The sequence below is a fragment of the Paenibacillus pasadenensis genome (genome assembly GCF_023715725.1).
GTDB classification, from domain to species: domain Bacteria; phylum Bacillota; class Bacilli; order Paenibacillales; family Paenibacillaceae; genus Paenibacillus_O; species Paenibacillus_O pasadenensis_A.
This window is the reverse complement of record NZ_JAMBOT010000010.1, coordinates 54,610-69,049: the sequence shown is the minus strand read 5'-3', so window position 1 is coordinate 69,049 and position 14,440 is coordinate 54,610. Positions and strand designations below refer to the sequence as shown.

At 51.7% G+C, this 14,440-nt stretch carries 12 protein-coding genes; 3 read left to right on the top strand and 9 right to left on the bottom strand.

Features of this window, described 5'->3' with window-relative positions; all coding sequences use genetic code 11:
- Positions 1 to 88 precede the first annotated feature (88 nt).
- Positions 89 to 595 carry a hypothetical protein gene (locus tag M3223_RS19285; RefSeq protein WP_251564604.1) on the top strand — a complete coding sequence of 169 codons (507 nt, stop codon included), beginning with the start codon at positions 89 to 91 and terminating at the stop codon, positions 593 to 595.
- A 60-nt stretch (positions 596 to 655) separates the two neighbouring features.
- Here M3223_RS19285 and M3223_RS19280 read toward each other — a convergent pair whose 3' ends face one another.
- On the bottom strand, positions 656 to 2,239 hold the full coding sequence (locus tag M3223_RS19280) for an ATP-binding protein (RefSeq protein WP_251564602.1): 1,584 nt from the start codon (positions 2,237 to 2,239) through the stop codon (positions 656 to 658).
- 187 nt (positions 2,240 to 2,426) lie between these two features.
- The gene (locus M3223_RS19275; RefSeq protein ID WP_251564600.1) at positions 2,427 to 4,661 is read right to left on the bottom strand and encodes a fibronectin type III domain-containing protein; all 2,235 of its coding nucleotides are present in this window, start codon (positions 4,659 to 4,661) and stop codon (positions 2,427 to 2,429) included.
- 405 nt (positions 4,662 to 5,066) lie between these two features.
- Between M3223_RS19275 and M3223_RS19270 the strand changes: the two genes are divergently transcribed.
- Positions 5,067 to 6,584, top strand: coding sequence for a hypothetical protein (locus tag M3223_RS19270; protein ID WP_251564599.1), 1,518 nt, complete (start codon positions 5,067 to 5,069; stop codon positions 6,582 to 6,584).
- Positions 6,585 to 6,649: 65 nt separating this feature from the next.
- Complete coding sequence (locus M3223_RS19265) at positions 6,650 to 6,988, top strand: DUF1801 domain-containing protein (RefSeq protein WP_251564597.1); 339 nt, start codon at positions 6,650 to 6,652, stop codon at positions 6,986 to 6,988.
- A 51-nt stretch (positions 6,989 to 7,039) separates the two neighbouring features.
- Here M3223_RS19265 and M3223_RS19260 read toward each other — a convergent pair whose 3' ends face one another.
- From M3223_RS19260 to M3223_RS19230, 7 genes are all read right to left on the bottom strand, one after another.
- Positions 7,040 to 7,519 (bottom strand): DUF6530 family protein, encoded by a 480-nt coding sequence (locus M3223_RS19260; RefSeq protein WP_251564697.1) that lies wholly within the window; start codon positions 7,517 to 7,519, stop codon positions 7,040 to 7,042.
- 179 nt (positions 7,520 to 7,698) lie between these two features.
- A complete protein-coding gene (locus tag M3223_RS19255) occupies positions 7,699 to 9,306 on the bottom strand; it encodes a hypothetical protein (RefSeq protein ID WP_251564595.1) in 1,608 nt (535 codons plus the stop codon).
- Positions 9,299 to 10,006, bottom strand: a complete 708-nt coding sequence (locus M3223_RS19250; RefSeq protein ID WP_251564593.1) for an ABC transporter ATP-binding protein — start codon at positions 10,004 to 10,006, stop codon at positions 9,299 to 9,301. Before M3223_RS19250 ends, M3223_RS19255 begins: the two co-directional genes overlap by 8 nt.
- A 171-nt stretch (positions 10,007 to 10,177) precedes the next feature.
- A complete protein-coding gene (locus M3223_RS19245; RefSeq protein WP_251564591.1) occupies positions 10,178 to 10,492 on the bottom strand; it encodes a DUF2628 domain-containing protein in 315 nt (104 codons plus the stop codon).
- Positions 10,493 to 10,656: 164 nt separating this feature from the next.
- Positions 10,657 to 10,965 carry a hypothetical protein gene (locus M3223_RS19240; RefSeq protein ID WP_251564589.1) on the bottom strand — a complete coding sequence of 103 codons (309 nt, stop codon included), beginning with the start codon at positions 10,963 to 10,965 and terminating at the stop codon, positions 10,657 to 10,659.
- 243 nt (positions 10,966 to 11,208) lie between these two features.
- A complete protein-coding gene (locus M3223_RS19235; protein WP_251564587.1) occupies positions 11,209 to 13,719 on the bottom strand; it encodes a glycoside hydrolase family 16 protein in 2,511 nt (836 codons plus the stop codon).
- A 356-nt stretch (positions 13,720 to 14,075) separates the two neighbouring features.
- Positions 14,076 to 14,438, bottom strand: coding sequence for a hypothetical protein (locus M3223_RS19230; protein WP_251564585.1), 363 nt, complete (start codon positions 14,436 to 14,438; stop codon positions 14,076 to 14,078).
- Positions 14,439 to 14,440: the final 2 nt, after the last annotated feature.

Genomic DNA, 14,440 nt, shown 5'->3' with positions numbered 1-14,440 from the left:
TTTTCCACAAATTCACCAACTTCATGCCACACCTCAGGCGTACGATAGACCTTGTCAGACAAACCCACACCCAAAGGAGCTACCCCACATGATGAAAAGCCGTATCGCTAGCAAAGTTGCCCTCGCCTCCGTCGTATTCGCCGCTTTAGCCAGTCCGCTGGCAGCCAGTGCCGCCGTCAGTCCTTTGAGCGACACCATTAGCTCCAGCGTAATTAAGGAAGAAATGACGAAGAAAGAAACCTCCGCAGACAAAGTAGCCGAAACGATAGCTGTGCCGCGCCGCGATTATGTGAAACTTGCTGAGAAATACGCTCCTGAAAAGGTGGCGGAATGGAAAAAAACGTTGAAGGAGCTGGAGAAGAAACCAGCAGGGAAAGTAAAGCTGGAAGAGGATGCTGGCAAAGCGGCTGTAATGTCGGAGCCTGTAAAAGTGAAACTCTCCCTGACTGATGAGACGTTCGAAGCAGCAACGGTGCAAAAGGTGGAGCAAGCGTTGGATAAAGCGGTTAAAGTCGGAGATACCGACGCAATCAGCGACTGTCTGGATGATTTGCTCGCCGAATTCCAAAGTGTTGCGAAGAGCGAAAGTGAATAAGATGCCTGCATGTAAAAAAACAGCCGCCCCGAAGAAACTCTTCCGGGCGGCTGCTGTTCGTTATGCGTTATTTTCGGTATGCAGGGGGAATTCCAGTGTCACCTTTGTGCCTTTTCCAGATTCGCTGTTAAAGGACAGGCGGCCGTCGTGTGCGTCCATAATGCGCTTGACGATGGTTAGACCGAGACCGCTTCCCCCTTTTTTGTTGGTTCGGAAAGGTTCGCCGATTCGTGCAATCTGGGCTGGCGTCATGCCGGCTCCCGTATCCGAGAACTCAATTAGCTGCCAGCCCTCCTTGACGGAGATACGAACGGTAATGCGGCCGCCTTCCGGCATAGCGTCCGTCGCATTACGGAGAATGTTGAGCAGCACTTGCTTAAACTTATTGCGGTCGCAGCGGATCATGCCGCAATGCTCGTATTCCCGTATAAGTCCGATTCCGTCCAAACGACATTGAAACTCCACAACCTGCAGTGTTTCTTCCACCAGCTCGTTCACATTCTCAAGCTGCATGCTCGGAGGTTGGCTTCTGCCCAAGCCCATAAAGTCGCCTACAATTAAATTAATCCGGTCCAACTCGCCCATAATTAACTCGTAATGCTCTTTTTTAATTCTGGTCGAGGTGAATTGCAGCATCCCCCGGACGACGGTGAGCGGATTACGGATTTCATGCGCAATGCCAACGGCAAGCTGTCCGGCCAAAACCAGCTTCTCCGCTCCGTGCAAAATCTCGTCCGCCCGCCGGGCATCCGTCATGTCACGCATAATAGCGACGGCAAATAGCATGCCGCCCTCTTTGTCGGTTATCGGCAGCATGTCCAGCAGAAAGTGATGCTGGCCCTCTTCCCGCTCCTCAGCCAGCTCAACGCCCAATAAAGGACGTCCGCCACCTGCAAGCATATCTCGGATAGGAGCTCCGATTAACGGAAGTTCGCCGCAGAGCTCTCCCAATGCCTCTTTGTTCATACGCAACAGCTTCAGCAGCGGTTGGTTCATGGAGATGATTCTGCCGTTATGATCCGTCAACATAACCCCGTAATAGGGCGTTTGCAGCAGCGCCTGGGTCAGAATCCGCTGGTGGCTGTTTTGCCGCCGTAGTTCCAGCTCGCGCTCCATCGAGGCGGCCATGGAACGGAGCAGCGCCATAAGCTGCGGATGCGAGCTTTCCGCCAGCATCATGAAGCTGAGCGTTGCCCATGGCCCGTCCTCATTATGGGGGAACAGCGGAGCCGTATAACAGGCGCTGCCATGCAGCATAATGTGGTAATGGTCCTCGCCGCTCAACAGAACCGGCTCTCTTGTCTCCAGGCAAAGCGCGACCGCATTGGGACCAATCGTATTCGAAAAGCGGACGCCCGGCACGATACCGACCTGCTGCAGCATGTTTTTCATCGCTTCATTGCCAAAAAAGCCTAGAATGTACCCCTTGCTGTCATTAATCGCGACCAGCATCGGATTTTCCGGCAACGACGAAAGGAATTCCTTGGTAAAGGAGCGGCATACACTCATCAATTCTCCGTATCGCTCCAGCTGAGCATCCAACTGCTCCGGGGTAAACCGCTCGTTATATTCCGGTATGGAGTGCGGGTCCATTCCCGCTTCAAGGCATGAGCGCTTCCAATTCTCAAGGCGCGTTTCTTTCATAACATTCTCCTGTATTCTTCTAAAGACATTGTCCCCCTGTTAAGGCAGGTTAATAGTAGCTCTAGGATACCACAAGTTACCACTTTTTAATGCTAAAAATAATCAATTCTGCTCCTGTAAATACGATAGGGCTTTAAATCTATATCAAGAGGCAGGCCTCTCGGCCTGCCTCTTCTTTATGCTTAGGTTAGTTAACGGTCAACACAGTGTTATCAACGGTAAATGTGCCGGCTTGCTGTTTATAGGCGTGTATTACGATCCGTAATGAGCTGCCGGCGGCCGTGAAGGTTTGACTGCTCGTTTTGCTGCTCGTTGTGAAATCCTCAGCCAGCATCTGGGATCCGCTGAAAACGCGGATATATCCATAAATCCCCGATGTGGAGAGGCTGGCGGTTAGTTTATAGGACTGCCCCGGGGTAACGCTCACGACCTGCTCCGCCTCTGCCGTATCGATTGCGCTTGGGATCAGCTGCAAAACGCCGCCTGTCGTGCTGGCTCCCCCCGTACCGACACTCTTCCACCCTTGAGCGGAGTTTGATACGAGAGCGAAGCTGAAATCCCCGTTCTGCAGCAGGTTCGCCGAGCCGCCGGTAAGGGTCGTCACGGTGAGCGGCGCGCTTGCAGCTGATAGATTGCCTGCGGCATCTTTGGCTTTGACGGTGAACGTATACGCCGTGCCTGGTGAAAGACCGGTAATTGTTGCAGATGTTCCGGCGGACTGGACCACATTGCCTCCAAAGGCGATTTCGTAGCCCGTCACGCCAACGTTATCTGTAGAAGCATTCCAGTTCAACGACACGCTGGCAGATGTTTTGGCTGGCGATTGCAGCTGCGTTGGCGCTGCTGGCGCTTGAGTGTCGGTGCCGCCTCCCCCGCCCCCGTTCCAGCCCGGCGCCCGGTGCGGCAGGGCAAAGCCGAAATTCGGCGTTGATTCACGCTCATAGCTGTCGTTCGGCTGATTCGTAAACGGCGTAATTCTGACCCAGTCGATGTAAGCCTTAGATACGGAGAAATTAGGAGTGCCGCCCCAGCCCGTCTCGCCTGTCGCCAGCGGGTTGGTGCTCTGAGCCGGGAACCACACTCCCAGCCAATAGCGGGCTGCGCGGTAACCGATATTATTTTGCGTATCGCTTGGATCAAATTGCTCGACATACACTAGCTGGTCATCCAGATACCACTCCACACGCGGAATGTTATCGCCGTTTTTGCCTGTGCTGTACCAGTCAAAACGATACTTATGGAATTTGCCGTCCTGAACGTGATTTTGACCCTGTGCGTTTTTAGGCAGCACAACACGGCCCGGATGATGCGCCCCTTCTCCCGGCACATAGCCGCCCCAGGTGTTAAGCCGCGCCCGGTCGAATGTTGCAACGTCCTGGCTTAAAGGAACCGAGCCGTCGTTGGCGCCAGTCGGAAATTCCCAGTCAATTTCCGTGTTGCGGATTTTGCCGCCCGGCAGCGACTCGTCCTCGACATAGTGGAACGTCCAAAAGGCAGTGACCGCTCCTAAATCGGGTGCGATTTTAGCCCGAACCTCATAACTGCCGGATGCGTAGTAGTCCCGGGTCGCCAATGCACTGCCAACCCGCTTGTTGGGATCAATCTGTTTTCCGGCAACTGCGTCGTATACGCCGTACAGATTTGTGCCGGTTACCGGTCCGTTGTAAAGGTCTCCATGGGCCTCCATGACCAAATAGCCGCTGCCGGAATCGCCCGCCACGCTTGGAACGATGGACAGGTTTTCCGGCACAACCCCGTTGTTGGGGCCTCCCCAGGCTTTGGACGGCATCAGCCATTTGCTCTGATCGAGCGTTGTGCCGCCAAAGTCGTCAAAAAGCACGCCGGGATTAGAGGCAGGCACGCCAGTCGGAGTGGCCAAAAACTCGCCGCCCGCCGCGATCAGCTCAATATCATCGATATATACCTGCCCGGCCGTCGTTCCTTTATAAGCCTCCACCATAATTTTACCTGCCGCATATTGATTGCCTGTCTGGATAATTGCCGTGACGTTCTGCCAAGCGGAGGACGTGACGGTAGCGGGAGTTACGGAAATGACTGTTTCACGGGTGTCGAACAGCCTCACCGTTTCAAACGTCAACGTCCCGCTCACGCCGCCCGTTGTTTTCATCTTCGCTTTCAACAAATACGTTTTATTCGGCGCAAGGGCAAGCTCTCCCGTACCGGCGGAATGGGCCGTGTAACTCCCTCCTAATTGTTGAATAAGCCGCGACGTCGTATCGGGACCGGTATTCAGCCGCACGCCGCCTGTTCCGTTGTACCCGAAGCTTGCCCCGAATTCCGGGGCCGTTAGCAAATTAGCCGGATCATACGAGCCGATCCAATGGTTGATGCCTCCTTGCTCAAAACCGCCGTTTAACACCATATTGCTGCCTGTGGAGGGTAAAACTTGTAGAGGCGGCATTGACGATGGCCCCTCCGCTGAAACGACCGGAGCGACCGCTGATAGCGCAAGAGCCGCTGACAGCGCAGTTTTCACTAGGGCGGGCTTCAGAGTACTCCATTTCCGACGCTGAAATGAATGGTTCACGATTATTCCTCCCCTTCAGTTTGAACATGACGACATCGGTATCCAACACAAAAAGTGCTATCGATTCTCTCCCTTCAACCCTGAATTTCCCAATATTCTAATAATTCTGATATTGGAATACGAATAGTTTAGATTTCGTAAATAGGAGCGTAAAGAAGCAAATCTCTTAATCTGTATGAAATACATTGATCCGCACAGGTTCCAATACCCGTTCATTGCGGCGTCTCTACGGCCGATACAGTAACATGTAATCGAAACCAAGGAGAGTGTCCCTTACGTATGAATAAGCTCAAAACAGTATTATGCTTCATGCTGGCGCTTCTATTTTTTGTGCCGCCAGTTCATTTTTCCTCCGCCGCGCAGCCTTCGGAGCGGCTTAGGACGAAGGTGGAAATTCGTCCAAGCATGGATTTAACAGAAATAATCGTAAAAAAATACACCGTCAGCTTTGATACGGGCATAAGCAAAGTTGATACTTACCGGTTTAACGATCCTTCCCTGCTGCTTGATCCTGCGGATGGTGACTTATTTGAAGATGATCATATGTTTGCCGTAACTGGGCTTACCTCTCGCGGATTAAAATCGTATGACACGGCCTATCAGCTTGGCGACGAAACAGAGGGAGTTACCCTTTACGAGTTTGATAACACCACGAACAAACTTCGAAAGGTTACTCGTTCCGTCTGGGATGCAGCCCCGATTGATTTATATCCCTATCTAGATATGTATACAGCAGCAACTCACGATGATCCGGGCCAAGTGGATTTTTACTCGCTGTTCACAGCAGAGAAAATTAAGCCAGGAGACAGTACTGACGGGGTACTCATAAGCCCAAACTATTTTATTTCGGGTGAGTTTGAGTCTTCATTCACGCCTAAAATGCCAAATGAATACGCCGTGTACTGCAAAAAATTCCCTAGCTTCACCGATTGTTACCGGGCAGGGCCTGGTGTTGAGCTCAAGGAACCCGTGCGAGTCACGAAAAATATCGACAATAAAGCTTCTCAAAAAACTCCGTTTCACGGAGGAAAATCCAGTCTTATCGTAAAAAATCCCATAGCAGGAGAGGGAAGCAAGATGTGGTCCGTGTCCGGACAAATGGGTTCCAATTCGCCGTTTCAGCTCTTGAAGGGAGTCCATCGTCCTTCCGTGGTTATTTCACCGGACCGTCGTTACGTAGCGATTAGTGCCAGAATGAGTGAGCTGGATAATGCCTACTCAGTATCTGTTTACGACACATCTACGTTCCGTCTCGTCGATCGGCTTTCGTCGGATAAGGATATTGGGTTTACACGTGTCGAATGGCAGAACAACGAGGTACTTCTCGTGCATCAGGCTTCGATTTGGAAAGACAAATTTCCATCGTTTTACCGAAATATCGTCTTGAAAAAAAGCTTCTCCGACCCGTCCTTAACCTCGGAGCATGAAGATAAATCCTCTGTTCAATACGATCTTTTCGACCGCTCTTCCATGCTCTATCTGGGCGAGCCTGTGGCCATACAGCACAAAAACACGCTGGTGCGTTATAAAAACCAGCCTTCATTCCGGTACAATAACGCTTATTACGTGCCCTTGAGCGACTTCGCGAAGGCTTTTCAAATCAAGTACAAGCCGGCTTCGCAGAAAATCATTTTAACCCGCACGAACAAATCGGCTGTTGTGGATCTTTTAAAAGTTGAAGCCCTTCATTATAAAAACGAAATCTATTTGCCGCTTGGCAAGTGGAATGAGCAGCTAGGACTTAAAATCATGTCGCAGGAGAAGCAGGTCATGAGCCGGAAGCTTACTCTAGGCTAATCCATTTAAAGGGAATCTACGCGCCAACCGCGAACGATTAAACATCTACATTAGGAGGGATTGCCTTGAATCCGGAAGTTACCGCTTATATCGAGCAGTTGGACGAGGGTTGGAAAGTAGAGACGGCTTCCTCGCTTCGAGAGCTGGTGTACCGCGTCATTCCTGACACGCAGGAGAGAATGCAGTACAAGAAGCCTCATTTTCTGAAAAACGGCAGTTATGCCGCTGTGATCAGCGTCGCCAAAAGCGCCGTCAGCTTTACGATTTTTAACGCGTCAGGCGTGGAGTGGCCTCAATCATTTGACGGGCCGCCCGAGCGCAAAACGATTAAGCTGACCGCCGCGCAGAAGGTGGACGACAGCTTGCTGGAGCCTCTGCTGCAGCGAGCCTCGTCAGGTCTGTAGGCAGAACAAAAAGGCGTTGGGAGATCCCAGCGCCTTTTTTCCGTTTCAGCCTCAATAACCCATTTCCTTTAGCAGACCGGATAATGTCCGCAAACGCTCGCCGATCAGCTCGCCGTCGTCGCTCAAAGCTTGGCTGAACAACCGGATATCTTCCTTAATCCGTTCATTGTCCGTGCATACCGCCACCGTCATGGCATCTCCCTGCAGGCCGATCCGGTCCAACACCGGATTCTCAGGATCATAGAGATCTTCATGCCGGTACGATTCGCGAAAATGAACCATGCTGCTCGTCACCAATATCGCCAGGTCCAGCACCCGGTGCAGCGGCAGCTCCTCGGACTGCCTCGACCATTTGCCGCCGGTATGACGCCATACTTTAGCGGAAATATCAACTTTGCCTCGATCATTCCACTGAGCCAGTCCGAGCGACAGCCCTTTGGCATCGGAATCCGGCGCGTAACGCCCGTCCACCTGCCCGTAATTTTCCGACACGATGACGGGTTTATGCTTCAAGGTTGTCGGGATTTTCATTTCCATCTCCGTACACCCACCTTTTTATTTAGTAATTTACTAGTTTACTAACAAATTAGAAAGATCATACTACGCTTCTGTTACACTGTCAAATTCAAAAGCGCCTGCTGTTTTTCCCGGCCGGCAAACTATTGCGTCAAAAAAAGCATTGCCGGAACGGCAATGCTCAGTAATCCTATTTATTTAACACGGAACGTTCGCGGTCCGATGCGTTGAATCAGCACCATGGCCGCTGCCAAATAAACAACGAGCAGGACCGCTGCTCCGGCCGCTAGCTGAGGCAGCTCGGGGCGAAGCACGAACGTAGCCCCGCAAGCACCGGATAAAACCATATTGGAGATAAAAAACAGCGGATTTTTGGAATCCATCTCCGGCGTGTACGGCTGGAACAGATAATACATGGATAGATGATGCACCGAGAACAGCAGTGATAGCGTCAAAATGAGCGCCCATACCAACAGCAGCTCCGCGCCAGGAAGCGGCTCACCGCCCGCAATGGCTGCCAGCGTGAGAGCGGCGGCCACCGCCGCGCCCGACAGCAGATTCATGCCGGAAAGACGCAGCAGCCGAATACGGTAATGCTTAGGGCTAGCTTCCCGGTAAAAGCTGTACCGCATCAGCGGCAGATCGCAGTTGTAAAACATGGCTCGGCAGAGCCGCTCGCCAACTGTCAGCGAATAGAGGGCAAACGGCAAGTATGGCGCAGCGGAAGCGAACGAAAATCCCTCGGGCAGCAGATCAACAACCTTTAGGAGCACGCAGGCCAAAACGCCAATGGAGCCAATCGCCGCCAGCCTCGTTACTAAAGGTTTGCGAATAAGCCGCCGATGCCGGGAGAAAAACAGCTCGTTCAGGAAAGCGTGACCTTGCTTCCGGGAAGCTTTTCCGCCGCCCGCATGGTCCAGCCCGCCGTCAAAATCGCTCTCCTTTGTTTCTACATCCGCCCTTTTGGCATCGGACATCATTTTGCCCAGGTTGAGCAGCGGGTCATCCCGTTTGGTCGCTGCCTCAACGGCGGCCGGGTAGTCTTTGTACCGGAGCAGCGCGTAGGCTGAAGCCGCTCCTAATACGGCAACGCAGATGACGACCGGCTCCATGAGCAGGATTTGCCCATAACCCGGAGCTTTTCCAAGCAGTGCAGGTCCATATGCGGCTGCAGCTCCGGCAAAGATGCTCAGCCAGACGACCGCTTGGTTTTTAATCAGCACAATACCGGTAAGCTGAAACAGCTTCAAGTGAGCCCATTCCCCAATAACTCGCCACATCGTTACGCATAAAGCGAGCATGAAGGCGTCAAGCAGCGAGCCTCCGAGCAGAGGCATCATCACGGCAAGAGCGATAAAAAAAGATACAAAAAAGAGCAGATACCGGTAGCTGAGCGTCGCCTTCATATACTGGTCCGGCCGGATTCGCATCAGTCTGACCGCTACGTATTTATCTCGTTTCGGCTCCATCACTCTTGCGTTCCAGATGAACGCGGTCAAGAAGCTGAGCGGCAGCAGCAGGTTCAAAAACAGCAGCAGCCGATCCTCCGGCGGAAAACGACCGGCCATCAGGAGAAGCGGTCCGTAAATCATAAGAATAAGGTAAATGAACTTGTTCGCAACAGCCCAGAGCACGCCGAGAATAAACACTACGACGGACATAGCCCTTTTCAGCCCATTACGAGCATAAAATGATTCCGGCACCAGACGGCCGATTCCAGGCAGCCTGCGGATATAATAAACGAGGCGATTCATAAAGGAAGATACCTGGATGAGCAGCAGCAGCCGATACGTATTAACCATGCGGCTCATCCTTTAAAAGCTCAATGACGGAGCTTTCGAACTCCGGGCTATGCAGCAAATCCGAAGGCACGGAGGACAGCTCTCCCTTGTTGAGGACAACCAGTTCGTCGCACAGATCGGTCGCCAGCTGCAAAATATGCGTGGAAAAAATCAGGATATGATCCCTTTTCATCTCGCGCAGCATATTTTTCATCTCCAGCGCTACAACGACATCAAAGGAAGTTAACGGTTCATCCAGCAAAATAACCGACGGCTTCGCAATGAGAAACAGCAGCATTTGCAGCTTGTTCTTCATCCCGTGCGAGTAACCTTTAATTAACCGGTGGCGGTCCTCCTGGCTCATTCTCATGCGGTCGAACCAGGCATTGATGTCCTCCCCGCTCCCCTTCAGCTCGGGGTTGGCTTCCAGGAAAAATTGAATGAACTCGTATCCGGTTAAAAACTCCGGCAAAATCGGCATCGAATAGACGTACCCGATATCCGATTCCTTCAATTCCCGAACCTGTCCATCCTGCTCCAGAATAGCGCTGCCGCGATCCATCCCCATTTCGCCGCTCAGGCAGTTGAACAGCGTCGTTTTCCCCGCTCCGTTCCGTCCGAGCAGGCCGTAAATCTTCCCTTGTTCAAATTGATAAGAAGCGCCGTTAAGCACCTGTTTGCTGTCAAATTTCTTCGAGATTCCATTGAGTGTCAAAAACAAATCGTTTCCCCCTTCATCTATCGGGTCAGCCAATTCCCAGTCCTTCACTTAAACGTTGACCGCCTCGCCTCGGTTTCATTTTGCCGTTAACCTTAATTAAACAAAAAAATACCGGACGCATAATGCGTACGGCAGTTGGAGTTCATATTATATTCCCAATAAAATAACGTTCTATCTAACAGCCGCAATAATTCCTTTTGCTTGCAGCTGATGCTGAGCATATTCGTTAGCCGGGTAATATCCCTTTTCCATCAGTTCTTTAATGTACATCTGATTGTAGATGAACGAGAAAATAATAGCCGGAACCCATGCGCCAATACCTAGAGTGAAAAATCCTACTGCTGCGCATGCGATAAACATAATGACGGCCCACTTTAGATCCCCTCTGAACAATGCCGGGAAAAACCCAAAGAAAAACGTTGTCCAGCTAAAACCGACCTTCACATCTTTTACTGCGCCTGCTGCATTAATGAGTTGAACGTGCATTTATATCCCCTCCATTATGTCTACCCCATTCTCGCTTGAATAGGGCCTTAGTATCATTTTTCGTCATCCAGCATGAATTTTTTGAGGCTTTCATCTAAATTTATACAATTTTTTGACATATAAAAAAGCATGACCGATTTGGTCATGCTTTTTCCATGTTATGTTTATGCCGCTAACATGCCCTTCTCTTCCAAAATCGTCTTGGATTGGGAATCCACAGGGTAATAGCCGCTTTTAAGCAGGTTCGTTATGTAGATTTTGTTGTAGATAAAAGCAAATACCGCATGCACAAAAACCCATCCGGTTCCAGCAGTCGGAGTAGATGCCAATACAATCAAAATAAAAATAACGCCAGCCCATTTCCAATCTCTTCTGAACAGTGCCGGGAAAAACCCAAAAATCAAGGTTGTCCAGCTGAAACCAACTTTGACTTTTTTCACTTTGCCTGTGGCATTGCTAAGTTCAATCATCATCTTGTTGACCATCCTCCGTGTTAGTATTGTTCTCATGATGTGACGCAAGGATGGTATCACTTTTCCGATAGGAATATGTAAATTTTAAGAGTTTTCTAATTATTGCTAAGAAATTTCTAATATTTATTTATATAAATTCATGAATATACACCGAATGACCTGTCAGAATCGCGGTTTTCTTGAGTGAGTGATTTGAGACTAAAAAAAGCCAGACGCAGGTGCGTCCGGCTTTTGATTAATCGATTATGGAATTTCGACCAAGGTCAGATTGTCGGCATAACCGTTGCCCGGCTGGTCTTTATAGTACGAAGTGTAAACGGTAACGGAGCTGGTGCTTGCCGTAAACTGAACCCAAGCCGACGTGTAGGAGGTGCTGTTTGAACCGGCTTCCTTATTCGTCGTGCCTTGGCTGTTCGTTACGTTTGTCGTTGTTCCGACAACGCCGAGATACGACCACGATGCCGCATTTGAATTTTTCAAACTGCCCGTCAGTCGGTACGTGCGTCCCGGAATGACCGTGACGGTCTGCTCCGCTCTGGATGTAGCCGAGTTGGATGCAAGCACCATCTCGCCGCCCGTGACGCTTACGCTGCCGCCGGTTTGCGTCCATCCGCTCATAGCCGAGGCAAAATTCCCATTAACGAGAAGATTTGGCGCCGGGGTTGGCGTTGGCGTAGCTGTCGGTGTTGGTGTAGGCGTTGCCGACGGTGTTGGTGTTGGTGTTGGTGTTGCTGTAGGCGTCGGGGTTGCAGAAGGAATTGGCGTTGGTGTAGGAGCCGGCGTTGACGATGGAGCGTTGCCGTATCCCGGATACTCTTCCCATGCCGCAAAGCCGTCCATTGGGTAAGACTCGGACTGCACAACAGCGCCGCCCGTTGCATAAGGCTTGATGCTTACATAGTCAATCAGCAGCTGAGAGGTAGAGAAATTAGGCGTTCCTGCCCAGTTGCGCGGGAACCAGTAGCCCAGCCACAGACGGCCTGGTTTGTTTGGCACATAATGCGCGCCGGTTGCCGTCCATTTCAGATCGCCGTCGAGATAGAATTTAACGCTAGGCTGGATGCCGCGCGCCGTATCTCCCGTCTCCCAAACGAACTTAAACGTATGCCATCCGCCATCCGTAATCGCTACGTTTTCGCCAAGGTCCGTGAAGTTGGCATGGTACTCCTGCGGCGTCTCCCGCTCGCCCTGCCAAGTGTTGAACAGCGCTTTATCAAACGACATGCCGGTGTGAGCCGGACCCGGACGGCCCGGGAGCTCGATATCGATTTCGTGATTGCTTGCCCAATAATCGCCGGATCCGTTATTCGCAATGTATTCCGGTGAGCCTTCGTCGAATTCTTGGTAATGGAACGTCCAAACCGCCGGTACCGCGCCATGCGCCGAGCCGTTGTTGATGTTTGGAACCTTCATTCTGACCTCATACTCGCCTGAGCCGAAATAACGGTTCGTCGCAATTGCGGCGCCAACCCGTTTGCCGTCCTTGCGCGGCGCCCCGGTGCGGTTAATGCCAAGCGGAAGTCCATTGTAGTAGTTGCCGTGCGCTTCCAAAATCAGATTGCCTTGGCCGTCCAGCTTCACGTTGTCGGGATGTACGCCGCCGTTGTAGCTCTGGCCGGTCTGGCCGTTGCCGAGCTGACCGCCCCAGTTCTTCTTAGCGACAAGCCAGTCACCCGGATCAAGCGTTGTGCCGTTGAAATCATCGCGCCAAATGCCGTTTGCAGACGGTTTGCGCTGGTTGATTTCACCTGCGGTCATCGGACGGAAGTCCATCGACTCCCAGCCGTCGTCCGGGAACGTCTCCGGCATCCAGGTGTCGCCCGGCTCGTTGTAAGGCGTGAACTCGAACCAGTCAACTTCCATTTGCTCCACATCGAAGCTTGGCGGTCCGCCAGCCCATGTGTTAGGGAACCATGCGCCCAGCCACAGACGGCCCGCATTAGTTGGGACAAAGTTGTAATTCGTCGCTACTTTGACATTGTCGATATAAAAATCGACGCGACGCGCTTCCGTCGGGCTGCCGGTATGCCATTCAAAGCTGTAATCATGGAACTGTCCGTCCGCTACGTTGACGGGCAGATTGCCGTAAGTCGTTTGATACTCGCCGTCATTTTCGCCTGTGAAGGTGTTGAACAGCGCTTTGTTGAAAGCCTGTCCGGTATGAGCCGGTCCAGGACGGCCCGGAAGCTCGATGTCGATTTCATGGTTAAAAGCGTAGTAGTCCGCCGTAGGAGATGCAAGTCCCGCATTCACCGCACGATCGAATTCAGGATCTCCCGGATAGTATTCCTGGTAATTGAACGTCCACATCGTGGACGCTACACCAAGCTTGCCGATAATTTTGGCGCGCATCGTGTACTTGCCGGAGCCCATGTAATCGCGAGATGCGATAGCTGCGCCCACTCTAGTTTTACCGCCTAGCTTAACTCCGCCTGGAGCTGTAACGTCGCGTTTTAAACCGAGCACATCTCCCGTATAGTTGTCGCCATGTGCCTCCAAAATGAGCTTGCCGTTCGACAGCTTCACATTTTCAGGCACTACTCCGTTATTGTCGCCTCCCCATTGTTTCGCGGCAATGAGCCACTTTGTCGAATCCAGCTCCGTCCCGTTAAAATCTTCTCTGAATGTCCCTTCCCCTTTGTGACCGTACCAATCAAATGCTTCTGCCTTCGGTGCAGGCACGACCTGCAACGAAGCTGTAGCAAGCAGCACTGCAGAAACGGTTAGTAAAGCATGCCTCCATCTCTTCTTCACGGTTCCACCATCCCAGTCATGGATTGAAGCAATGGCTTCCCCATCACTATCGCACTCCGTTTGAACCAGTACAAGACGGTTGTAATGCGAACTAAGGATTTTGACACTTATCCAGAATAGTGAGACAAATTATAGAACAGGCTTCCCAACCATCATCCGGTTGAGGTGGTCGATACGTTTCATATATACAAAGAGTTTGTTCATCACAAGCTCCTCAGCCTCCTTCCTAGCCGCTTGATCAAGATTGTCCTGGTCGCGTTTTGCAATGTGATCGCGCTCATCCGCCGTTCGACAATTATCCCGTACATTCGCCATTCGTTCTGCCGAAGACCGTTCTCCAGAGCGAGCACTGTATTTTATACTGCGCCAACAGCTGCTGTCTCTCCGCATGCCGGCCAAGCTCGCTCCGCCGCGCCCTCCAGCTTTTGAACCGCTGCCTGCTGATAGGCTCTTTGCGTCGCATATTTCTTCCCTTGCGTCCAGCCGAGCGCGGATCCACTCCATTGCCTGGGCAATATTTGTGTTTTCATGTAGAAAGAAGCGCCAGCGCGCCAGGCTCCGATGGGCAGAACTGCGAGAGCAGCCCGTCTTCCGACAGCCACTCGTATCGTTTGTGCTTCAAATGTATCTACCGTCTCCATTAAATATTCCAGAGTGGGTACGGAGCTCTTCAGGTCAAAATGAAAGCCCCGCAGCTCCAGCTGCGGGGCATCGCGCACAT

Coding starts and splice junctions, on each gene's coding strand:
- M3223_RS19285 (WP_251564604.1), top strand. CDS start 89: ATGATGAAAAGCCGTATCGCTAGCAAAGTTGCCCTCGCCTCCGTCGTA.
- M3223_RS19280 (WP_251564602.1), bottom strand. CDS start 2,239: ATGAAAGAAACGCGCCTTGAGAATTGGAAGCGCTCATGCCTTGAAGCG.
- M3223_RS19275 (WP_251564600.1), bottom strand. CDS start 4,661: ATGCCGCCTCTACAAGTTTTACCCTCCACAGGCAGCAATATGGTGTTA.
- M3223_RS19270 (WP_251564599.1), top strand. CDS start 5,067: ATGAATAAGCTCAAAACAGTATTATGCTTCATGCTGGCGCTTCTATTT.
- M3223_RS19260 (WP_251564697.1), bottom strand. CDS start 7,519: ATGAAAATCCCGACAACCTTGAAGCATAAACCCGTCATCGTGTCGGAA.
- M3223_RS19255 (WP_251564595.1), bottom strand. CDS start 9,306: ATGGTTAATACGTATCGGCTGCTGCTGCTCATCCAGGTATCTTCCTTT.
- M3223_RS19245 (WP_251564591.1), bottom strand. CDS start 10,492: ATGCACGTTCAACTCATTAATGCAGCAGGCGCAGTAAAAGATGTGAAG.
- M3223_RS19240 (WP_251564589.1), bottom strand. CDS start 10,965: ATGATGATTGAACTTAGCAATGCCACAGGCAAAGTGAAAAAAGTCAAA.